The organism is Thioalkalivibrio versutus, assembly GCF_001999325.1.
Classification (GTDB): Bacteria; Pseudomonadota; Gammaproteobacteria; order Ectothiorhodospirales; family Ectothiorhodospiraceae; genus Thioalkalivibrio; species Thioalkalivibrio versutus.
In genome coordinates this window covers 80,417-100,634 of the sequence record NZ_MVAR01000023.1, presented here as the reverse complement: position 1 = coordinate 100,634, position 20,218 = coordinate 80,417, and the positions used below count along the sequence as shown (strand labels likewise).

At 68.5% G+C, this 20,218-nt stretch carries 20 protein-coding genes; 13 read left to right on the top strand and 7 right to left on the bottom strand.

Going from position 1 to position 20,218, the window contains the following annotated elements; all coding sequences use genetic code 11:
• Positions 1-97 precede the first annotated feature (97 nt).
• From B0684_RS09125 to B0684_RS09105, 5 genes are all read left to right on the top strand, one after another.
• Complete coding sequence (locus B0684_RS09125) at positions 98-2,314, top strand: primosomal protein N' (protein ID WP_018650551.1); 2,217 nt, start codon at positions 98-100, stop codon at positions 2,312-2,314.
• Positions 2,315-2,414: 100 nt separating this feature from the next.
• Positions 2,415-4,178, top strand: coding sequence for an arginine--tRNA ligase (gene argS, locus B0684_RS09120; protein ID WP_018650552.1), 1,764 nt, complete (start codon positions 2,415-2,417; stop codon positions 4,176-4,178).
• A gap of 3 nt (positions 4,179-4,181) precedes the next feature.
• Positions 4,182-4,772: an SPOR domain-containing protein gene (locus B0684_RS09115; RefSeq protein WP_018144585.1), complete on the top strand. Its 591-nt coding sequence runs from the start codon at positions 4,182-4,184 to the stop codon at positions 4,770-4,772.
• A 2-nt stretch (positions 4,773-4,774) separates the two neighbouring features.
• Positions 4,775-8,719, top strand: a complete 3,945-nt coding sequence (gene hrpA / locus B0684_RS09110) for an ATP-dependent RNA helicase HrpA (protein WP_018650553.1) — start codon at positions 4,775-4,777, stop codon at positions 8,717-8,719.
• A 25-nt stretch (positions 8,720-8,744) separates the two neighbouring features.
• Positions 8,745-10,001, top strand: a complete 1,257-nt coding sequence (locus tag B0684_RS09105) for an FAD-dependent oxidoreductase (RefSeq protein WP_018168322.1) — start codon at positions 8,745-8,747, stop codon at positions 9,999-10,001.
• A gap of 170 nt (positions 10,002-10,171) precedes the next feature.
• On the opposite strand, the gene B0684_RS09100 is transcribed toward B0684_RS09105, so the two are convergent.
• From B0684_RS09100 to B0684_RS09090, 3 genes are read right to left on the bottom strand one after another with little or no spacing between them, the layout of a single operon-like run.
• A complete protein-coding gene (locus B0684_RS09100) occupies positions 10,172-11,506 on the bottom strand; it encodes an ATP-binding protein (protein WP_018168323.1) in 1,335 nt (444 codons plus the stop codon).
• 25 nt (positions 11,507-11,531) lie between these two features.
• Positions 11,532-12,248, bottom strand: a complete 717-nt coding sequence (locus B0684_RS09095; RefSeq protein WP_018168324.1) for a response regulator transcription factor — start codon at positions 12,246-12,248, stop codon at positions 11,532-11,534.
• Positions 12,245-12,574, bottom strand: a complete 330-nt coding sequence (locus B0684_RS09090; protein WP_018144590.1) for a PepSY domain-containing protein — start codon at positions 12,572-12,574, stop codon at positions 12,245-12,247. Before B0684_RS09090 ends, B0684_RS09095 begins: the two co-directional genes overlap by 4 nt.
• A 95-nt stretch (positions 12,575-12,669) precedes the next feature.
• Between B0684_RS09090 and B0684_RS09085 the strand changes: the two genes are divergently transcribed.
• Together B0684_RS09085 and B0684_RS09080 are read left to right on the top strand one after the other, a co-directional pair.
• Complete coding sequence (locus tag B0684_RS09085; RefSeq protein ID WP_018144591.1) at positions 12,670-12,981, top strand: DUF2288 family protein; 312 nt, start codon at positions 12,670-12,672, stop codon at positions 12,979-12,981.
• Positions 12,982-13,374 carry a DUF3775 domain-containing protein gene (locus B0684_RS09080; RefSeq protein WP_018144592.1) on the top strand — a complete coding sequence of 131 codons (393 nt, stop codon included), beginning with the start codon at positions 12,982-12,984 and terminating at the stop codon, positions 13,372-13,374. It abuts the gene before it with no gap.
• 16 nt (positions 13,375-13,390) lie between these two features.
• Here B0684_RS09080 and B0684_RS09075 read toward each other — a convergent pair whose 3' ends face one another.
• A complete protein-coding gene (locus tag B0684_RS09075; RefSeq protein WP_077277014.1) occupies positions 13,391-13,699 on the bottom strand; it encodes a PilZ domain-containing protein in 309 nt (102 codons plus the stop codon).
• A 224-nt stretch (positions 13,700-13,923) separates the two neighbouring features.
• On the opposite strand from B0684_RS09075, the gene B0684_RS09070 reads away from it, so the two are divergent.
• Both B0684_RS09070 and B0684_RS09065 read left to right on the top strand, forming a co-directional pair.
• Positions 13,924-14,235: a c-type cytochrome gene (locus B0684_RS09070; protein ID WP_018144594.1), complete on the top strand. Its 312-nt coding sequence runs from the start codon at positions 13,924-13,926 to the stop codon at positions 14,233-14,235.
• A 17-nt stretch (positions 14,236-14,252) separates the two neighbouring features.
• Entirely contained in the window at positions 14,253-15,548 is a 1,296-nt protein-coding gene (locus B0684_RS09065; protein WP_018650554.1) for an FCSD flavin-binding domain-containing protein, read from the top strand.
• A gap of 294 nt (positions 15,549-15,842) precedes the next feature.
• Here the strand turns inward: B0684_RS09065 and B0684_RS09060 are convergent, their stop codons facing one another.
• A complete protein-coding gene (locus B0684_RS09060) occupies positions 15,843-16,043 on the bottom strand; it encodes a YdcH family protein (RefSeq protein WP_018168326.1) in 201 nt (66 codons plus the stop codon).
• A gap of 138 nt (positions 16,044-16,181) precedes the next feature.
• Between B0684_RS09060 and B0684_RS09055 the strand changes: the two genes are divergently transcribed.
• Positions 16,182-16,952 (top strand): alpha/beta hydrolase family protein, encoded by a 771-nt coding sequence (locus B0684_RS09055; protein WP_018650555.1) that lies wholly within the window; start codon positions 16,182-16,184, stop codon positions 16,950-16,952.
• Positions 16,953-17,060: 108 nt separating this feature from the next.
• On the opposite strand, the gene B0684_RS09050 is transcribed toward B0684_RS09055, so the two are convergent.
• A complete protein-coding gene (locus B0684_RS09050) occupies positions 17,061-17,801 on the bottom strand; it encodes a ferredoxin--NADP reductase (RefSeq protein ID WP_018168328.1) in 741 nt (246 codons plus the stop codon).
• Positions 17,802-17,916: 115 nt separating this feature from the next.
• Here B0684_RS09050 and B0684_RS09045 point away from each other — a divergent pair, with 115 nt between their 5' ends.
• Complete coding sequence (locus B0684_RS09045) at positions 17,917-18,498, top strand: thioredoxin family protein (protein ID WP_018650556.1); 582 nt, start codon at positions 17,917-17,919, stop codon at positions 18,496-18,498.
• 175 nt (positions 18,499-18,673) lie between these two features.
• On the top strand, positions 18,674-19,204 hold the full coding sequence (locus B0684_RS09040) for a hypothetical protein (protein ID WP_018144600.1): 531 nt from the start codon (positions 18,674-18,676) through the stop codon (positions 19,202-19,204).
• Positions 19,205-19,507: 303 nt separating this feature from the next.
• Here the strand turns inward: B0684_RS09040 and B0684_RS09035 are convergent, their stop codons facing one another.
• Entirely contained in the window at positions 19,508-19,864 is a 357-nt protein-coding gene (locus tag B0684_RS09035) for a hypothetical protein (protein ID WP_018168331.1), read from the bottom strand.
• A gap of 98 nt (positions 19,865-19,962) precedes the next feature.
• Between B0684_RS09035 and B0684_RS09030 the strand changes: the two genes are divergently transcribed.
• Positions 19,963-20,169, top strand: coding sequence for a hypothetical protein (locus B0684_RS09030; RefSeq protein ID WP_018144602.1), 207 nt, complete (start codon positions 19,963-19,965; stop codon positions 20,167-20,169).
• Positions 20,170-20,218 lie beyond the last annotated feature (49 nt).

The window sequence follows — 20,218 nt, the reverse complement described above, 5'->3', positions numbered from 1 at the left end:
TCACCCACAGAGTTATCCACAGCTTTTGTGGATAACCCCCTCCCGCAGTGCGGCGGCCTCTCCCCCTCCCCGGGGTCCGACACAGTAGACTGTGCGCATGCCTGCCGCGCCCCGAATCGCCTGCATCGCGCTGGATCGCCCTCTGGACCGGCTGTTCGACTACCGCATCCCCGAGGACCTGACGCTTGCACCCGGCCAGCGGGTGCGCGTGCCCTTCGGGCGCGGGTCGACCATCGGGGTCGTGGTCGAGCTGGCATCCACCAGCGAGGTTGCACCCGGCCGCCTGCGTGCGATCCAGGAAGCACCCGAGGCAGAACCGATCCTGGAGCCCCGCCTGCTGGCGCTGCTGCAGTTCGGAGCCCGGTACTACCACCACCCCCTGGGCGAAGCCCTGCTGGGGGCACTTCCCCCGGCCCTGCGCCATGGCGACCCGCTCCCCGCCCTGACCCCGGAGACCCTGTGGCGGATGACACCCGCGGGCAGCCAGGCGCTGGCCGACGGTGACGCCCGCGGGCGACGCCAGCAGGCCGTCCTCCGCGCGCTGGCCCACCCGAATTCCACACCGCATGCCTCACCGGCCCTGGATCGCGCCACCCTGGCCGCCGCCACCGGGCTGCAACTCGCCCCGCGCGAACTGCGCGCGTTTGCGGAACGCGGCTGGCTGGAGGCGATCACGCCCGACCCGAAACAGCCACCGCCCCCGAACACCAGCGACCACACCCTGACCGCCGAACAACGCGCCGCCGTCGACGCCCTGACCCCGGATACCGGCGTACCCCTCCTGCTGGAGGGTGTTACCGGCAGCGGCAAGACCGAGGTCTACCTGCAAATGGCCGAACGCGTGCTGGCACGCGGGCGCCAGGTCCTGTTCCTGATCCCCGAGATCGCCCTGACGCCACAGCTGAGCGCGCGCATCCAGCAGCGCTTCCCCGGGCAGGTCGCCCTCCTCCACTCCGGGCTGTCCGAGGGCGAGCGCCTGCGCGCCTGGGAGTCGGCCCGTCAGGGGCAGCGCCGCATCGTCGTCGGCACCCGTTCGGCGCTGTTCACGCCCCTGCCCGATCTCGGCCTGATCATCGTTGACGAGGAGCACGACAGTGCCTTCAAGCAGCAGGACGGCTTTCGCTACAACGCCCGCGACCTGGCCATCAAGCGCGGCCAGCTGGAACAGGCCGCGGTGGTCCTGGGCTCGGCCACGCCGACCCTGGAGACCCTGCATGCGGCGACCACTGGCCGATACGCCCATGCCCGACTGGCGACGCGCCCGGACGGCTCTCAACCGCCCGCCGTCGAGGCCATCGACACGCGTGTGCACACCCCGGACGAGGGCCTCACCGCCCCGCTTCTGGATGCCATGCAACAGACCCTCGCCGCCGGCCACCAGTGCTTCCTGCTGTTGAACCGGCGCGGCTTCGCCCGCGTGCTGGCCTGCGACGCCTGCGGCTGGGTCGCCGAATGCCCGGACTGCGATGCGCGCCTGACCATCCACACGCACAACCCGCGTGCCGTCTGCCACCTCTGCGGTCACCAGGAACCGCGCCCCCAGCGCTGCCCGCAATGCGGCGAGGCCCTGGCCCAGCGCGGTCTCGGCACCCAGCGCCTGGAACAGGCCCTGGCCCGCCACTACCCGACCACTCCGCTGATCCGCCTGGACCGCGACAGCATCCGCCACAAGGGGGCACTCGAGGAGGCACTGGACCGCATTCGCCAGCTGGATGCCGCCATCGTCGTCGGGACCCAGATGCTGGCCAAGGGCCACGACTTCCCGCAGGTCGGACTGGTCGGCGTGATTGACGTCGACCAGGGCCTGTTCAGCGTCGACCTGCGCGCGACCGAAAACACCCTGCAGCTGATCGTGCAGGCCGCCGGGCGCGCCGGACGCGGTTCCGGCGGCGGCCGCGTCCTGCTGCAGACCGGTCATCCGGACCACCCCCTGATCCGCGGCCTGAACGCCGCGGACTACCCGGCGATGGTCGCGCCCCTGCTGGAGGAGCGCGCTGCCGCCGAGATGCCGCCCCACGGCCACCTGGCCCTGGTCCGCGTCGAGGCGGGCGATGCCGAGACCACCCGCCGCCACGCCGAGCGCGTCGCCACCCACCTGCGCAACGCCGCCGCCGAAGGCCTGCGCGTGCTCGGCCCGGCCCCCGCACCGCGCCACCGCGTCAATCGCCGCTTCCGCGAACAGATCCTGCTGCAGTCCACCCAGCGCGGCCCACTCCATCGGGCCCTGACCCGCGCCCGCCACGCCTGGCAGACCGACGACCTCCCGCGCGGCACCCGCATCGCCATCGACATCGACCCGGTCTCGCTGGCGTAAACCGCCGCCCGGTTCCCTTCGAGCGCCCCGTACCGGGGCGGCACGACCAGCGCTTCCGGGTTAGAATGCGGCCCTTTTTACCCGACGGATCGAGCTTCCCTTGAAAGACACCCTGACCGAGGCCCTGGCGGCCGCACTGGAGACCCTGGTGGCCGAAGGCCGCGTACCCGCCGACCACGGTGTCGAGGTGCAGGTCACGCGTGCGCGCGACCGCGAACACGGCGACTTCGCCGCCAACCTCGCGATGCAGCTCGCGCGCCCGGCGAAATCCAAGCCACGCGATCTGGCCGAGGCCCTGTGTGCGGCCATGCCCGAGGTGCCCGGCCTCGCCGGCACCGAGATCGCCGGCCCCGGTTTCATCAACTTCCGCCTGGCCGCGGATGCCCGCACGCTGGTGCTGGGCCGCGTCGCGACCCAAGGTGACGACTTCGGCCGCTCCAGCGCAGGCGGCGGACGCCCGGTGCAGGTGGAATTCGTCTCCGCCAATCCCACCGGGCCGCTGCATGTCGGCCATGGCCGCGGCGCGGCCTTCGGCGCCACGGTAGCCGACCTGCTGGATTTCTGCGGCTTCGATGTCACCCGCGAGTACTACGTGAACGACGCCGGGCGGCAGATGAACATCCTCGCCGCCAGTGTGTGGCTACGCTACCTGGAGCAGCACGGTGTCCAGGTGCCGTTCCCGGCCAATGGCTACAAGGGCGACTACATCCACCCGGTCGCCGAGACCCTGACCGCGCAGATCGGCGAACAGGGCGTGCACCCGGCCGAGGCCGTCACCCGCGACCTTCCGGCGGACGAACCGGACGGCGGCGACAAGGAAACCTTCATCGACGCGGTGATCGCCCGCGCCCGCGAGCTCCTGGGCGAGACGCTCTACCGCAAGGTGTTCGACTGCGGCCTGAACGCGATCCTCGATGACATCCGCGACGACCTGCGCGAGTTTGGCGTCGAGTACCAGTGCTGGTTCTCCGAGCGCAGCCTGGCCGACTCCGGCGCGATCGACGCCGCAGTGGAGGACCTGCAGGGGCGCGGCGCGCTGTACGAGCAGGACGGGGCCCTGTGGTTCCGCTCCACCGACTACGGCGACGACAAGGACCGCGTGGTGCGCCGCGAGAACGGCGACTACACCTACTTCGCCTCCGACATCGCCTACCACCGCGAGAAGTTCCAGCGCGGTTTCGAGCGCGTCATCAACATCTGGGGCGCTGACCACCACGGCTACGTCCCGCGCGTGCGCGCCGCGCTGCAGGCCCTGGGCCTGGACCCCGGCCGCCTCGACGTGCTGCTGGTGCAGTTCGCGATCCTCTACCGCAGTGGCGAGCGCCTGCCCATGTCCACCCGCGCCGGACAGTTCGTGACCCTGCGCGAACTGCGCGACGAGGTCGGCTCGGATGCCGCGCGCTTCTTCTACGTGCAGCGCCGCTGCGACCAGCACCTGGACTTCGACCTCGACCTCGCCAAGTCGCAGTCCAACGACAACCCGATGTACTACATCCAGTACGCGCACGCGCGCATCGCCAGCGTGCTGCGCACCGCTGCCGAGCGCGGGCATGCCCCGGCCGCCGCCGACGCCGCAGGCCTCAGCACGCGCCTGACCGAACCGCAAGAGGATGACCTGCTGGATCGCCTGGACCGTTTCCCGGAGGTGATCGCGGCGGCCGCCGAGGCCTGCGAACCGCACCAGATCGCCCAGTACCTGCGCGAGCTGGCCGCCGGCTTCCACACCTACTACAACGCGGTACCCTTCCTCAACGCGGACGACCCCGACGTGATCGGCGCGCGCCTCGCGCTGCTGACCGGCGCCAGGCAGGTGCTGCACAACGGCCTGCGCCTGCTGGGCGTGACCGCCCCGGAACGGATGTAGACCATGGCCCAGGCGCGCAAGACCCGTCGCAAGTCCGCCCCACGGAAGGCCTCGCGGCCGATCCCCGGCTGGGTATGGATGTTGCTCGGCCTGCTGATCGGCCTGGGGCTTGCCGCCGTGCTGTACCTGCAGGGTGCCGACCGCTCGCCGGATCTGGGCGCGTTGTTCGGTGACCCGGATCCCGCGACCGAGACGGCCGCCCCGACCCCGGCACCGGTGGAGCGGGACACCGTTCCCTCGGACGACGAGCCCCGCTTCCGCTACTACGAGCTGCTGCCCGAGGACGAGATCCGGGTGCCGGAGTCCGAGCGCGACGCGCCCGCCCCGGCTGTGCCACCGGCCGCATCGCCCAGTGAAGGCGATCCGGTCGTCCTGCAGACCGGCTCGTTCCGCCGCTTTGCCCAGGCCGACGAGATGAAGGCACGACTGACCCTGCTCGGTCTGGACCCGAAAGTGCACGAGGTCGAGATCCAGGGCGAGACCTGGTACCGCGTCTACCTCGGCCCGTTCAGTGACGAGGACCGCGTGCGCCAGGCGCTGGAGCGCCTGCGCACGGAGAATATCGAGGCCCTGCGTCTGCGCTACCAGGGCTGAGCGTGAAACCGGCCCCCGCACCGGATCTCGACGCCCTCGCGGCCCGCATCGAGGCGTTGCCCTCCGGCGGCGAACGCAAGGACCTTACGGACCTGCTGCGCCGGGCCCGCCAGCGCCAGCGGCGCGGGCAGCCGTGCGACCGTATGGCCCGCACCCTCGCCGAACGCCTGGCCACCACCGAGGGGAGCGCCCCCCAGGTAGGCAGCGACGAGCGCGCCCGCCTGCGCCCGCAACCCGTCTACGCCGGCGACCTGCCGATCCACGCCGAGCGCGAACGCATCGTCGCCGCCATCCGCGAGCACCCGGTACTCGTGCTGTGCGGCGAGACCGGCTCCGGCAAGACCACCCAGCTGCCCAAGCTGTGCCTGGAGGCCGGGCGCGGCGAGACCGGGCTGATCGGTCACACCCAGCCGCGCCGGATCGCCGCGCGCTCGGTGGCCAGCCGCATCGCCGAGGAACTGGGCACCACCCTGGGCGGCAACCGGGACTCCACGGTCGGCTTCAAGGTGCGTTTCTCCGACCAGACCGGACCAAACAACTGGATCAAGCTGATGACCGACGGCATCCTGCTGGCGGAAATGGCGCATGACCCGGAGCTGCGCGCCTACGACACCATCATCGTCGACGAGGCGCACGAACGCAGCCTGAACATCGACTTCCTGATGGGCGTGCTCAAACGCCTGTCGCACAAGCGCCCCGAGCTGCGCATCATCATCACCTCGGCCACCCTCGACCCCGAACGGCTGTCGGCGTTCTTCGACGACGCCCCGATCCTGACGGTGGCAGGACGCACCTATCCGGTGGAGGTCCGCTACCGGCCGATCGAGCCGGAGGATGCTGGAGACGAGAGCGACGAGCAGGGGCGTGGTGAACGCGACCTGTTCGACGGCATCCGCGACGCGGTGGCCGAGTGCGAGCGCGCCGGGCCCGGCGACGTACTGGTATTCCTGCCCGGCGAACGCGAGATCCGCGACGCCCACCAGGCCCTGCGCGGCCAGGTCCGCGCCGACACCGAGATCCTGGCGCTCTACGCACGCCTGTCCGCGCGCGAGCAGTCGCGGGTATTCCAGTCACACAGCGGCCGTCGCATCGTGCTCGCGACCAACGTCGCCGAGACCGCGCTGACCGTGCCCGGCATCCGCTTCGTGATCGACTCGGGGCTCGCGCGCATCTCGCGCTACTCCTGGCGCTCGCGGGTGCAGCGCCTGAGCCTGGAGGCCATCTCGCAGGCCGCCTGTAACCAGCGCGCCGGGCGCTGCGGCCGGCTGGGCCCCGGCATCTGCATCCGGCTGTTCGCGGAAGACGACTTCAACCTGCGCCCGCCCTTCACCGACCCGGAGATCCAGCGCTCTAACCTCGCCTCGGTAATCCTGCAGATGGCCGCGCTCAAGCTCGGCCAGCCGCGCCAGTTCCCGTTCCTCGACCCGCCCGACCCGCGCCTGGTCAAGGATGGCTACCACCTGCTGGACGAATTGGGCGCGGTAGACGAGCGTGGCCGGATCACCCGGCGCGGGCGGCAACTCGCGCGCATGCCCATCGACCCGCGCCACGCGGCGATGCTGCTGGCCGGTACCGAGCACGACTGTGTCACCGAAACCGCCACCATCGCCGCGTCCCTGTCGCTGCAGGACCCGCGCGAGCGCCCGGCCGAGGCCACCCAGGCGGCGGACCAGGCCCACCGCGAGTTCCAGGTCGAGGGGTCCGACTTCATGGGCATGCTGCGGCTGTGGGACGCCTGGCACACCGCCCGCGAGGACCTTGGGTCCAGTGCCCTGAAGCGCTGGTGCCGCGAGCACTTCCTGAACTTTCTGCGCATGCGCGAATGGCAGGAGCTGCGCGTGCAACTCCTGCGCCTGGCGCGCGAGATGGACCTGCACCCGAACCACCAACCGGCGGACGCCGAGGCGGTGCACCGGGCGCTGCTGACCGGGCTGGTCAGTCAGGTCGGGCAGAAGACCGAGCGCGGCGACTACCTGGGCGCGCGCAACCGCCGCTTCCAGATCCACCCCGCCTCGGTGCTGGCGAAGAAGAAGCCGGCCTGGGTGATGAGCGCGGAGATCGCCGAGACCACGCGTGTCTACGCCCGCGACAACGCACGCATCGAGCCCGACTGGATCCTGACCGCCGCCCCGCATCTGCTTAAGCACCACATCTTCGAGCCGCACTTCCAGGGCCGCAGCGGACGCGTCGGGGCCTTCGACCGCATCACCCTGTACGGCCTGGTCGTGGCACCGAAAAAGCCAGTGGACTTCGCCAAGCACGACCCGGCCGAGGCACGGCGCATCCTGATCCGCGAGGGCCTGGTCGGTGGCGAGCTGCGCTCGCGCTCCAACGGCGTGCGCGCCAACCGCGAGGCGGTGGCCGAGATCGCCGAACAGGAGGCGCGCGGGCGCCGCCGCGATCTGCTGGTGGAAGAGGAGCGCCTGTTCGACTTCTACGACGCCCGTCTGCCGGCCGCGATCACAGACGGCACGAGCTTCGAGACCTGGGCGCGCAAGACCGAAAAACACGATCCGGAGGCGCTGAAGATCGACCGCGCCGAGCTCCTGAACGAGCCAGAGGCCACGCTCCCGGAAGGCGCCTATCCCGACCATCTGGAGCTCGAGGGGCTGCGCCTGCCACTGGCCTACCGCTTCGAACCTGGCCAACCGGACGACGGCGTGACCGTCACCATCCCCATCGCCGCGCTGAACGCGGTGCCCGACTGGCTGGGCGACTGGCTGGTGCCGGGGCTGCTGGAGGATCGCGTGACCGCCCTGCTGCGGAGCCTGCCGAAGGCCCTGCGCCGCCAGTTCGTGCCCGCCCCGGACTTCGCCCAGGCCGCCCTGGCCCGCATCGAACACCGCCAGGGCCCATTGATTCCCGCACTGGCCGCGGCCCTGCGCGCCATAACCGGCACCGAGATCCCGCTGGATGCCTGGCGCCCGGAGACCCTGGAGCCGCACCTGGTGATGCGCTTTCGCATCCTCGACCCGGAAGGGAAGGAAGAGACCAGCGGCCGCGACCTGCCCGCGCTCAAGGCACGGCTGGGCGGGAGCGCCGAGGCCCACTTCGATGCCAGCCGTCCGGACGAGATCACCCGCGAGGGCATCACGGAGTGGGATTTCGGTGCGCTGCCGGAGAGTGTCGAATTCGACCACCAGGGGGCACAGCTGCGGGCCTTCCCGGTCCTGGTCGATCGCGGCGATTCGGTCTCGCTGGAGCTGGAACCCGACCCGACCAAGGCCGAACGCGCCCACCGCGCGGGCCTGCGCCGGCTGTTCCTGCTCGGCGCCCGCAAGACCGCGCGCGATCTGCGCCGCCAGCTCCCGGAGATCGAACGCGCCTGCCTGAACTACTCGACGCTGGGCAGCTGCGAGGCCCTGCGCGACCAGATCCTGGAGGCCGCTGCGGACCGCGTGTTCCTGGCCGAACCCTGGCCACGCGCCGCCGAGGCGTTCGCCCAACGACTCGACGAGTCGCTGCCGGCGTTCTCGCCCACCGTAATGGAGCTCTCGCGCCTGACCGCCGAGATCCTGCGCCGCTGGCACGACCTTCGCACCCGGCTGCAGGGCGACCTGCCGCTATCCTGGATCGAGGCCGCGCGCGACATCCGCGGGCAGCTGGACGCGCTGGTCCCGGCGGACTTCCTGCTGTGCATCCCGCATGATGTCCTGCCGGAACTGCCGCGCTACCTCGAGGCGATCGACAAGCGCCTGGAGCGCCTGAGCCAGGCCCCGGACAAGGACCGCGCCCGCCGCGTCGCCGTGGAGCCGCTGTGGCAGCAGGCGCAGGAACTGATCGCCCGCGCCCCGGACCACCCGGACGTCCTCGCCTTTCGCTACCGCATCGAGGAATTCCGCGTCTCGCAGTTCGCCCAGGAACTGGGCACCCGCGAGAAGGTTTCGCCCAAACGCCTGGAACGCGAATACGCGACACTGATCCAACGACTGGCCAGTGGCACATGAGCCACGACAACGGAAGGACCAACGGATGCGCGTAGCGGTCATCGGCGCCGGGGTGATCGGTGTCACCACAGCCTGGTACCTGCAGGAGGCCGGAGCCGAGGTCGTGCTGCTGGACGCCGCTGCGGCGCCGGCCAGCGGATCCAGTTTCGCCAATGGCGGCATGCTGCATGCCAGCCATGCCGAACCCTGGAACGCCCCGGGCGTGGGTCTCGACCTGCTGCGCTATCTCGGGCGCCGCGATTCGCCACTGCTGGTGCGCCCGCACGCCATACCGGGGCTGATCGGCTGGGGCCTGCGCTTTCTCGGCAACAGCCGCCGCGCGCGCTTCGAGGAACACACCCGGCTCAATGCGCGCCTGGCGGCCTTCTCCCTGAAGGAGATCGACCGCCTGCAGCGCGAGCTGGCACCCGAGGGGCTGGACTTCGACTTCCGCCGCAGCGGCATCCTCAAGCTATTCCAGGACCCGACCAGCCAGGCCCGCAATCGCACCGCCAGCGAGGACATGGCGGACGCCGGCGTGCGCTTCGAGGACTGGACCGTGGAACGCATCATCGCCGAAGAGCCGGCGCTGGCCCCCGTGCGCGATCAATTGTGCGGCGGGCTCTACTTTCCCGACGATGCCATCGGCGATGCCGCGCGCTTTACCGCGGGCCTGCTGGCCATCGCCCGCCGCCGCGGACTGACCTATTGCCCGGGCGTGGCGGTGCGCCGCCTGCGCACCTTCCGCGGCCGCCTCAATGCACTGGAGACCTCGGAAGGCCCGATCGCCGCGGATGCCTGTGTCGTTGCCAACGGCTACCACGCGCCCGATCTGCTGCGCCCACTCGGGATCCGGCTGCCCGTGGCACCGGTCAAGGGCTACTCGCTGACCCTGCCGATGAACGCCGGAACCCGGATTCACCTGCCACTGATCGACGACGCCAACAAGGTCGTGATGACCCCGCTGGGCGATCGCCTGCGCCTGGCCGGCACCGCGGAGTTCGCGGGTCGCGACGGCAGCCTGAACCCGCAACGGGCCGCCAGCGTACTGGATCATTGCCGGCGTACCCTGGCCAGCCTGCCCGAGCAAATGGATGCCGAGACCATGGCCCCGTGGACCGGCCTGCGCCCGATGAGCGCACGCGGCACCCCGATCCTCGGGGCGACCGCGGTACCCGGCCTTTACCTCAATACCGGATCCGGCCACCTCGGCTGGACCTTCGCCTGCGGCGCGGCCGCGCTGGTGCGCGACAGCGTGCTGGGCGAACCCCCGGCGTTGCCGATGGACGGCCTGACACTCTGATTTCGAACGGTTTGGGGAGCGACACGCCCTGGTCGATGCGTTTCGCTACGCTCAACACATCCTACGGTGCACGATGCCAAGCGGCGGGGTGCCATTAGGGATCCTCGTAGGATGCGTTGAGCACCGCGAAACGCATCATGGAGCAACCCCCGACCCCGCCCGCGCCGGCTTCAGGACGCGGAAAACACCATGCGGATGCGCGCGCCGTGGAGCTCCGGGGCCTGCTCGATGAACAGCGTCCCGCCGTGGTCGGTCACCAGGGTGTGGATGATGCTGAGACCGAGCCCCTGACCCTCACCGCGGCCGTCATCCTGGCCCCCGCGGGTATCGGCGCGCTGCCCGCGCTCCAGCACCCGGGCACGATCGGCCGGCGGGATGCCGGGGCCGTCATCGTCGATGATCAGCATCACCTCGCCGGGCTGGCAGCGAGTGGTAATGCGCACCCGCGTGGTCGCATGGCGGATGGCATTGTCCAGGGTATTGCCGAGGAGCTCGAAGATCGCCCCGCTGTCCATGCGCAGGACGCAGCCCGCAGCCAGATCGGTCTCCAGCGCCACCCCTTCCTGGGCCGCGAGCCGTCCCAATGCCTGTCCGGTACGCTCGATGATCGGCCCCAGCGGCTCGGCAGCCTGGAACGGGGCCGGCCCAAGCCGCTGGGCCTGGTTGAGCTGATGCTGGACGATGCCCTGCAGCCGGTCGACCTGGCGCTGCATGTCGTCATTATCCGGTCGTGCGCTCTCGAGGTTCAGGCGCAGGGCGGAGATCGGGGTCTTCAGGCTGTGAGCCAGGTCCGCGAGGGCATTTTGCTGGCGCGCCAGTCGGGCGCGTTCGAACTCGACCAGGTCGTTGATGCTGCCGGTCAGGGCGCGAACCTCGGTGGGATAATCGCCCGCCAGATGCGCATGGTCGCCGTGGCGCAGGGCATCGAGGTCACGCCGGACCTGGCGCAGCGGGCGCAAGCCCCAGAACCACAACGCCAGCGAGAGGACCAGGATCATGGAGAGGGTCATGGTCATCAGCCCCTGCCAGAGGCTGGTGCGGTACTGCTCGACCTGTTCGCTGAAGGCCTCGCGGTCCTCCAGCATCTGGAAGGTCAGGCCGACCTGACCGCCGTCCAGCTCCCACTGCACCGGCAGGCTGAAGCTGAAGTACTCGTCTTCCGTCCAGCCGCGCAGGGAGACGCCGACCGCTGACGGCGAGCGCCACAGGGTCTGCCCCTCCTCGCCCAGGATGCGCGCGTAGAGCCCGCTGACTGGCAACTGCAAACGGCTCTCGGGGAGCATCTCGGGGACGCGCACATCGGCCGGGCCGACCACCTCGGCCAGCCCCATCAGCAGCAGGACTTGCGCCTCGAGGCGGGTTTCTACCGCATCCGCCGCATTGTCGCGGAAGGCGGCCTCCAGCACCCAGGCGGTGAGCAACGAGAAGATCAGCACGGTGATCGCCGTGACCCCCGCCAAGCGCAGGACCAGACTCCCACGCAGCTTGCGCAGGGCCGCTGTCATGCGGACCCGGCAGCCTCGCGGCAGGTCATCGAGGGCTGTCCGACTCGTTTTCCGGCACGGCGTCGGGTTCGCGGGCGAAGCGGTAGCCGCGTCCGCGCAGGGTCTCGATCAAGCCCAGGCTGCCGTCGGCATCCAGCTTGCGCCGCAGGCGCCCGATCAGGACCTCGATCACGTTGCTTTCGCGGTCCTCGTCGTGATCGTAGAGGTAGTCCGCCAGCGCATCCTTGCTGAGCACCCGGCCCGGCTGGCGGACCAATGTCATCAGCAGGCGGTATTCGAATGTGGTCAGGGTGACCGGCTCGCCATTCAGCCAGACCTCGTCACCCGCGGTGTCGATCACCAGCGGCCCGAACGCCAGCCGCTCCTGGCCCGACTGCAGGCTGCGGCGTGCCAGGGCGCGCAGCCGCGCCAGCAATTCCTCGATGTGGAACGGCTTGGCCAGGTAGTCGTCGGCCCCGGCCTCCAGGCCCTCGACCTTGTCCTGCCAGCGGTCGCGCGCGGTCAGGATCAGGATCGGCAGGCGCGGCTTGGACTCGCGCGCCTTGCGGATTACGTCCAGCCCATCCATGCCCGGCAGGCCCAGATCCACCACCGCGATGTCGCAGTGGTACTCGGTCAGCAGGTAAAGCCCGGTCTCGCCGTCCGAGGCGGTATCCACGCGGCAGCCACTGCGGTCCAACTCGTCGCCAATCTGGTTGCGCAGCGCGACGTCGTCTTCAATCAGTACCACGCGCAGGTTCATTCCGGGAGCTCCACTTCGGTGCCTTCCTCGATCCGGAGGGTACGCACTTGTTGATCATTGGTCAGGATACGGATGATGAACAGACGCGCCCCGAACTGGCTCACATCCTCGCGCGCGTGGAGCACCCGGCCCGGGTAGTGCGCCTCGATCTGGGCAACGGCCTCGTCGAGATCCCAGACGGCGGCCTCGGGGTCATCCGTGTTGAACTGGCCTTGCGCCGGAAGCGCCACGAACAGCAGCGTCGCCAGCACCAGTGCGTGGCCCGCGCGGGGCCGCGTCAGGTCCCGCCCGCGGTATCCGGGCTGGAGATCCGGCGTGGGTCGCATATCGGTGCATTCTCCGGACGCGTGCGTGGGCAGATGTTGAAGATACAAGGGTATCGGCCTAGCCTGAACGATATCTGAAACCGACTGGAACCGTCATGCACGACGCCACTGCCGAACAACCCGAAGTCCCACTGGAAGAACAGGCCGGCCCGCTGCCGTGGAAAGACCTGATGCCGCATTTCGCGCGCGGCGTGGTGATCCGCGTGGCGCCGGAGCTGGATCTGATCGAGGTCGCCCGCGCCATCCGCGACGATGCGACCCATCAGGTCAGCGAATGGCTGGCCAACGACCAGGTCGCGCGGGCCTCGGATGACGATGCCCGCCGCTGGGCCGCGAACGACCCGATCTTCACTGCGATCGTGGCCGCCCCCTGGGTCCTGGCCCAGGAACGGACGCCGGCCCACTAGATGGCCATCTCCCTCGGCATCACCGGCGAGACGATGGAGCGGTTAATCCAGGCCGCGCGGGAATTCCATGCCAAAGAGGATGTGGTCTTCCCGGATACCGGAAGCGAGGGTAGCGACAATGACTGGGCGATGCAGATCCTGGCTGATCACGCCAGCGACCTGACCCTGCAGGAACTGGAGGGCACGCTGCGCGACCTGGGTCCGGACCAACAGGCGGAGCTGCAGGCCCTCAGCACCCTGGGGCGCGGGGATTACACGGCAGCAGACTGGGAGAGCGCCCTGCAAGAGGCGCAGGATGACTGGAGCCCGGACACCGTGAACTGGCTGCTGACCAATCCGCTGATCGCCGACGAATGGGCCGCGGGGCTGGAACAGATCGAGCGCGAGGCGTAACCCCCGTTCCCGTTGGCTATTCCAGCTCTTCGGGGTCAAAGCGCACCGCAATACCCCCGTCCATCACCCGCACCACCTGGGCCTTGACCCGCGGCGCCGCGCCGCCATCCCCCAGCATGCCGAATACCTGCAGCATCAGTTCGTCGTCCGAGGCGAGCTTCATCAGGTGCCCCACGCAGGCATTTTCCGGGTCTTCCCACTCGAGGAAGGCCCCCCCGCCGGAGATATCGTTCGTGGTCAGGGTGACCGTATCCCCGCTCTCGCACTCGGCCACGACCTCGACCGTCATCGGGATCCTTGGATGACGACGTCGTTCTCCTGTCATGGCACTCCTCCTGGCGGCATATGCCTTTGCAATGCATCGAAAAGGCGTTTTTTCTGTGCTATACGAGGTTCATGATCGTTGGTTTTCGCGATCAGGCGCAACTACCGGGCTCGAACCCGGTGGCGTAATCACAACCCGGATCTTCACACCGGGCCAAAGGATGAAGACAGTACTTCACAGCTGTCGCTCGCTAAAAGCCACTTCTTACGGAGGAGTCCGTTTCAATGAAGAAATCGCACTTGTACCTGGTGGGGCTTGCCGCCTCGCTGGCGATGGCGGGCACTGCTACCCAGGCCCTTGCCGACGACGAAATCACCCGGGGCCAGCTGATGGCCGCGTCCTGCAAGGCCTGCCACAACGCAGCCGCTGCAGACGACGGCGTACCGGAACTGAACCGCATTCCCGCTGAAGTCATCGAGAGCCAAATGAAGGCATTCCGCGACGGTGACCGCGACGCGACGATCATGGATCGTCACGCCAAGGGCTACACCGACGAGGAAATCGAATCGATGGCCGGCTACTTCAGCCGCTTCTGATCAGGGGGAAACGAATCATGCATGACTTTAATCGACGTAATTTCCTGAAGGTCGCGGGCATCAGCAGCGCCGCGGCCCTCACCGGTATCGGCTGTGCCGCCAATGGCATGCGCGGGGCCGAAAAGGCCCACATCGTGGTCGTCGGCGGCGGCTCCGGCGGCGCGACCACCGCGAAATACATCAAGCAGTTCTCGCCCGACATGCGCGTAACGCTGATCGAGCCCAACGCCACCTACTACACCTGCTACGGCAGTAACTGGGTGATCGGCGGCTTCGCCGGCATGGACGACATCGCCCAGGGCTACGACACCCTGCGCGATGAATACGGCATCGAAATCATCGAGGACCGGGTCACCGCGGTGGACGCCGATGCGCGCAGCGTGCGCCTGAGCGGAGGCGACCGCGTGAGCTACGACAAGCTCGTGATGTCCCCGGGCATCGACTTCCGCTACGACGACATGCCGGGCATCTCCGAGTCCGATGCCGAGCGCATCCCGCATGCCTGGAAGGCCGGTTCGCAGACCGAACTGCTGCGCTCCCAGCTGCAGGACATGCCGAACGGCGGCGTATTCGTCATGGTCGCCCCGCCCAACCCGTTCCGCTGCCCGCCGGGGCCGTACGAACGGGTATCCCTGGTCGCGAACTACTTCAAGCAGGAGAAGCCACGTTCCAAGATCATCATCCTCGACCCGAAGGATGGCTTCTCCAAGCAAGGCCTGTTCGAGGAAGGCTGGGCCGAGCATTATGGCGACATGATCGAGTGGCGGGCCGGCTCATCGGGCGGGCGCGCCGAGGAGATCGACGTCTCCAACATGACCGTACTGGCCGACAGCGGTTTCGAACGCGTCCGCGCCGACGTGCTGAACTTCATCCCGGCCCAGCGCGCCGGTCAGATCGCCCATGACGTCGGCCTGACCAACGACGAAGGCTGGGTGCCGGTCGACCAGCTGACCTTCAAGTCGGAGATGGACGACAACATCTACGTCCTGGGGGATGCCAGCGTGGCGGGCGCCATGCCGAAGTCCGGCCACTCGGCCAACAACCAGGGCAAGATCGTGGCGGCCGCCATCGTCCGCCAACTGGCGGGGCAGGAGCCCATCAACCCCTCGTCCGCCAACACCTGCTACAGCCTGGTGACCCCCGATTACGCGGTCAGCGTAGCCGCGGTCTACCAGTACCAGGACGGTGCGATGGCCGGGGTATCCGGTGCCGGTGGGGTCAGCCCGTCGGGTGCCAGCACCAGCTTCCGTCGCCGCGAGGCGGAATACACCCGCGCCTGGTACAACGGCATCACCAGCGACATCTGGGGCTAAGCTCCAGCGTTCCACTATGGAACACACTCAAACGGCGCCTCCGGGCGCCGTTTTTTGTTGGCCACCACGAAGTACACAAAGAAGGGCGATTTGCACCACAGAGGTCACGGATGAAACCGGGGATAACATACAAGAAGGGTAGGATGCCGATGAGCACAGCGAATCGCATCGGTTCCGCGGAACTGCCACCCCCTGATGCGTTTCGCAACGCTCAACGCATCCTACTCGCCTGACAACCGCCTGATCCCTGCCCGTCTTCGTGCCTTCATCCGCTTCGTGGTGAATACACCCGGGTCAGGCGTTGAGGTCGGGGATCAGGCGGCTGCGCAGGCGCTGGATAGAGTCCTTCAACTGCAGCTTGCGCTTCTTCAGGCGCTGGATGGCGAAGATGTCCGGTGCGGCCTGCTCGTGCATCACGCCGATCGCGGAATCCAGAGCCCGGTGCTCGGCCTCCAGCTCGGCCAGGCGTGCGCGAATCTGACTCTCGGTTTCCAAGCCGTCCCCCAGTGGTCCCGTGAAGTGGTGGCCGTATACCGGGAGACACCCCGCGTGGCCATTCGGATCATCAAACCCGTATGATCGCAGACCGTCCCCGGTGGGACCATAGCGAATACCCTGCATCCGGAGCCCCCGATGGCGATCCACAACACGCCGCTGACCATTCAGACCCCGCGCGGCGCCCGCCTCGGCGGCGTGATCGTCGCGCCCGAGCCCGATGCCCTCCGCGGCCAGGCCTGCATTGCCCACTGTTTCGCCTGCTCCAAGGACTTCCCCGCCACGGTGCGCCTGGCGCGCGCCCTGGCCGCGGAAGGCATCGCCACCCTGCGCTTCGACTTCATGGGGCTGGGCGACTCCGAAGGGGAGTTTCGCGACAGCACGCTTGCGACCTACTGCGAGGATCTGCACTCCGCCATCGAGGCGCTGGAGACCTACACGGGGCGGCATACCAACCTGCTGATCGGCCATAGCTTCGGCGGCGCCATGGCGATCTATGTGGGGGCGCAGCGCGAGTCACTGGACGGCATCGTGACCATCGCCGCCCCCAGCCGCCCCGGCCATGTCGCCCACCTGTTCGGCGATACCGCGGAGGAGATTCGGCGCGAGGGTTCGGCCCGCATCAGCATCGGCGGGCGCCCGGTGGAAATCGGCCACGCCTTTATCGAGTCGATCGAGGAGCCGACCCTGGATGCCGCACTGGAGACCCTGGAGCAGCCACTCCTGCTGCTGCATGCACCGGGCGACACCGTGGTCAGCGTCGACCACGCCCGCAAGATTTTCCAGCAGGCCCATCACCCGAAGAGCTTCGTCGCCCTGCACCAGACCGACCACCTGCTCTCGCGCCCGGAACACACCCGCTATGTCGCCGGCCTGATCCGCGCCTGGTCGGTGAACCTGCTGGACTAGCACCGGGGGCTTGATACTCGCAGGAGCGTGCTTGCACGCGAAGCCCCTGCCCACTTCCGACTTTGGCAGGGGCTTCGCGTGCAAGCACGCTCCTACATATCCGGGGACCTACCAGTAGTTCTCGGTCGTGATCTGCCCCGGCTTGCGTCGGCGGTTCTTCTCCAGCCCGCGCTCGCGCAGGATCGCGGCGGTATCCTTCACCATGTCCGGGTTGCCGCACAGCATGACCTGGGAGTGCTCCGGCGTGATCTTCAGGCCCGCGTGATGCTCCAGGCGGCCCTCGGCAATCGCGGCCGGTACCCGGCCCTCGAGCCCACCCGGGAACGGCTCGCGGCTGACAAACGGGATGTACTGGAACCGCTTCGCATCACGTTCCTGGAACTGCCGGATGGTGTCCTGATAGGTCAGTTCTTCGGCCTTGCGCGCCGCGTGGATCAGGCGGATGTTCTCGAAGCGTTCCCAGGGGGTATCGGTCTTCAGCATGGACAGGAACGGCCCCAGCGCAGTGCCCGTGGAAAGCAGCCACAGGTCGCGGCTGTCCGGTAGCTCATCCAGGGTGAAAAAGCCGGTCGCGCGCGGCATCAGCTCCACCGTGTCGCCCGGCCCCAGTTGCGCCAGACGATTGGACAGCGGTCCATCCGGAACGGTGATCAAATAGAAGTCCAGCGGCGTTTCGCCCGGCGCATTCACATAGGAATACGGCCGCGCCACCGGCTCGCCGTCGATCTCCAGACGCAGGCGGTTGAACTGCCCGGCCTTGAACAGCTCGACCTCGGCATCCACCCGCAACGAGAACAGCCGATCCGTCCACTGCTTGCGCTCCTGTACGACACCGGTCACCCAGCCCATATTCCTTACTCCATTGCTCGGGTATTATCTCGAAGAGTGCTGGCGGGGCCGGAAGGTTTCAAGCACCCCCGGCCAACGCCGTATAATTGTCGCAAATCCGAACACTGGAGCAGTCATGGCCCGCACCCCCTCGCAGATGATCGAACTCGGCACCGAGGCACCCGGCTTTTCCCTTCCGGACGTCGTCTCCGGCGAGACCATCAGCCTCGACAGCTTCCCCAACGCGAAAGGCTACATGATCGCCTTTATATGCAATCACTGCCCGTTCGTGCAGCTGGTCCGGCACGAGTTCGCCCGCTACGGCCGCGAATACTCGAGCAAGGGCATCGCGGTCATCGCGATCAACTCCAACGACATCCAGGCCGTACCGGACGACGCCCCGGACAAGATGAAGGACGACGCCCGCCGCTTCGGCTACAACTTCCCCTACTGCCTGGACGAGGACCAGTCCGTCGCCAAGGCCTATCACGCCGCCTGCACCCCGGACTTCTACCTGTTCGACGCCGAACGCAAGCTCTATTATCGCGGCCAGTTCGACGCGTCCCGCCCGGGCTCCGACACCCCAGTCACCGGACGCGATCTGCGCGCGGCCAGCGATGCCCTGCTCGACGGCCAGGCAGCCCCCGAGCCCCAGCACCCGAGCCTCGGCTGCAACATCAAGTGGCGCCCGGGCAACGAGCCCGACTACTTCGGCTGAACCGGGCACTCCTGTTCAAACAAGTTTTTGTGGTAACAGCCTTGTGGGAACGGGCCTGCCCGCGAATGGCCCTGCCCGCGCCAGATCCTGGCCGGAGCGTTCGCCCGCGGGCCATCCCCAACAAGCCCCTCGCCGCGCCGTATACTGACCCCATCTATTTTCCGGGGAGCGCCGCATGCCGCCCAATAACGTAATCGACGGCCCGCGAGTCTCAACATGGCGCTGCCCCTCCTGCCAGGAGTCGGTCCCGCGCCTGCTTCCGAACGGCAAGACCAACCGCATCCCGGTCGCCCCGGAACGCATGGCGCTGCCAGACGGAACGGTGCGTCAAGCCTGTGCGCGCGTGCAGGGCCTGCGTGCACCGGAAATCTGCTATGCCTGTGACCAGGCCTATCAGGAGCTGTTGGGCACACTGGTGCGCCCCCCCGCCGAGCTGGGCGATGCCCGCAGCGACCCCGGGCTGAACGACACCGGCCTCATCGGCGCCCTGCTGCCCATCGCCGACCAGGGTACGCAGATCCTCATCTTCAACGTGATCAACGAGGAACTGCGCTGCACCGAGATCGAGCGCCTGATCAGCTTCAACCCCGACCGCCTCACCTACCCCGGCTCACGCGGCGCCATCGCCCCACGCATCTGGGCGCTCTACGAAGACCACCTGGCCCAGCTCCACGCCCGCGCACCCGTCCCCTACCACCCCGAGTAGAAGCACCTCAGCCCCCGGTGGAGCCTCCCCACAACGGATTGATGAGCACGTCATCGCGAGGCGCGCCGCGCCGTGGCGACCTCCGCAGACAGCCCAAACGCCACCCCCTCACCCGCGAGGCAAGCATCGGGATTTCGGATGGATATTGCCACGCCCCCTCGCGGGCCTCGCAATGACGGAGGATATCGTCATCCCGGCCGAAGCGGAGCGTAGAGCCGGGATCTCGCCGGAACGGTGACAGGGTCAGGAGATCCCGGATAACCGCTACCCGGTTTCCGGGATGACGAACGAGGAAAGGATGCGTCAGGCGTCGTCTTCAGCGTCCACGCGCGCGAGCATGCGCATCCCCCCAACCATGCAACGCAGCGCCTCCAGGGTCTGCAGGTCGAACGCCGCCCCGGTCTCGCCCGGCAGCGTCCAGTACTTCGGACGGCAGGTGGCCGGGCGTTCGGCGGGCATCGCGCGGGCGGCCGCCGCGTCGACCGCCACGAGCAGGTCGGCCCACGCCAGATCCTCTGCCGTGACCCCGCCCATGATCCGCGCCGGGCGCACCTCGATCCAGTCCTCGAACTCCGCTGCTGCGCCCAGCTCGGCCACGCGTGCAGCACGCCCGTCGGCCCGCTCGGCCGCCACCAGCAGGCGCGCCCGCCGCTTAAACATGTCCGATACCCCGCAAGCCCATTTGTCCAGCCACCGAGGTCAACGCCAAGCTATATTCAGAGACACGAGTTACCCACCCCATATGGAGAACGGACACCATGGCCCACCTCGACTGGTCGCATTATCCGGTGAATGAACTGAAGCTCGTCTACAGCACGCTGCACGCGCAACTGACGCTGGAGCCCGAGCTGATGGATTCCGAACTGATGGCCGACCTGCAGACCCACCTGCAGCAGGAAGCAAAGGCTGCCGGCGTGGACGCCTCCACCCACTCGCAGTGGGCCGCGTGGCTTAACGACCGATAAAAACCGATGGAACACATGTCCCACGCAGCTAGCGGCGGACGTCGAAGCC

Excerpts from the sequence above, each read along its gene's own strand:
- B0684_RS09125 (WP_018650551.1), top strand. The coding sequence starts at position 98 with ATGCCTGCCGCGCCCCGAATCGCCTGCATCGCGCTGGATCGCCCTCTG.
- B0684_RS09115 (WP_018144585.1), top strand. The coding sequence starts at position 4,182 with ATGGCCCAGGCGCGCAAGACCCGTCGCAAGTCCGCCCCACGGAAGGCC.
- B0684_RS09105 (WP_018168322.1), top strand. The coding sequence starts at position 8,745 with ATGCGCGTAGCGGTCATCGGCGCCGGGGTGATCGGTGTCACCACAGCC.
- B0684_RS09100 (WP_018168323.1), bottom strand. The coding sequence starts at position 11,506 with ATGACAGCGGCCCTGCGCAAGCTGCGTGGGAGTCTGGTCCTGCGCTTG.
- B0684_RS09095 (WP_018168324.1), bottom strand. The coding sequence starts at position 12,248 with ATGAACCTGCGCGTGGTACTGATTGAAGACGACGTCGCGCTGCGCAAC.
- B0684_RS09090 (WP_018144590.1), bottom strand. The coding sequence starts at position 12,574 with ATGCGACCCACGCCGGATCTCCAGCCCGGATACCGCGGGCGGGACCTG.
- B0684_RS09085 (WP_018144591.1), top strand. The coding sequence starts at position 12,670 with ATGCACGACGCCACTGCCGAACAACCCGAAGTCCCACTGGAAGAACAG.
- B0684_RS09080 (WP_018144592.1), top strand. The coding sequence starts at position 12,982 with ATGGCCATCTCCCTCGGCATCACCGGCGAGACGATGGAGCGGTTAATC.
- B0684_RS09075 (WP_077277014.1), bottom strand. The coding sequence starts at position 13,699 with ATGACAGGAGAACGACGTCGTCATCCAAGGATCCCGATGACGGTCGAG.
- B0684_RS09070 (WP_018144594.1), top strand. The coding sequence starts at position 13,924 with ATGAAGAAATCGCACTTGTACCTGGTGGGGCTTGCCGCCTCGCTGGCG.
- B0684_RS09065 (WP_018650554.1), top strand. The coding sequence starts at position 14,253 with ATGCATGACTTTAATCGACGTAATTTCCTGAAGGTCGCGGGCATCAGC.
- B0684_RS09055 (WP_018650555.1), top strand. The coding sequence starts at position 16,182 with ATGGCGATCCACAACACGCCGCTGACCATTCAGACCCCGCGCGGCGCC.
- B0684_RS09050 (WP_018168328.1), bottom strand. The coding sequence starts at position 17,801 with ATGGGCTGGGTGACCGGTGTCGTACAGGAGCGCAAGCAGTGGACGGAT.
- B0684_RS09045 (WP_018650556.1), top strand. The coding sequence starts at position 17,917 with ATGGCCCGCACCCCCTCGCAGATGATCGAACTCGGCACCGAGGCACCC.
- B0684_RS09040 (WP_018144600.1), top strand. The coding sequence starts at position 18,674 with ATGCCGCCCAATAACGTAATCGACGGCCCGCGAGTCTCAACATGGCGC.
- B0684_RS09035 (WP_018168331.1), bottom strand. The coding sequence starts at position 19,864 with ATGTTTAAGCGGCGGGCGCGCCTGCTGGTGGCGGCCGAGCGGGCCGAC.
- B0684_RS09030 (WP_018144602.1), top strand. The coding sequence starts at position 19,963 with ATGGCCCACCTCGACTGGTCGCATTATCCGGTGAATGAACTGAAGCTC.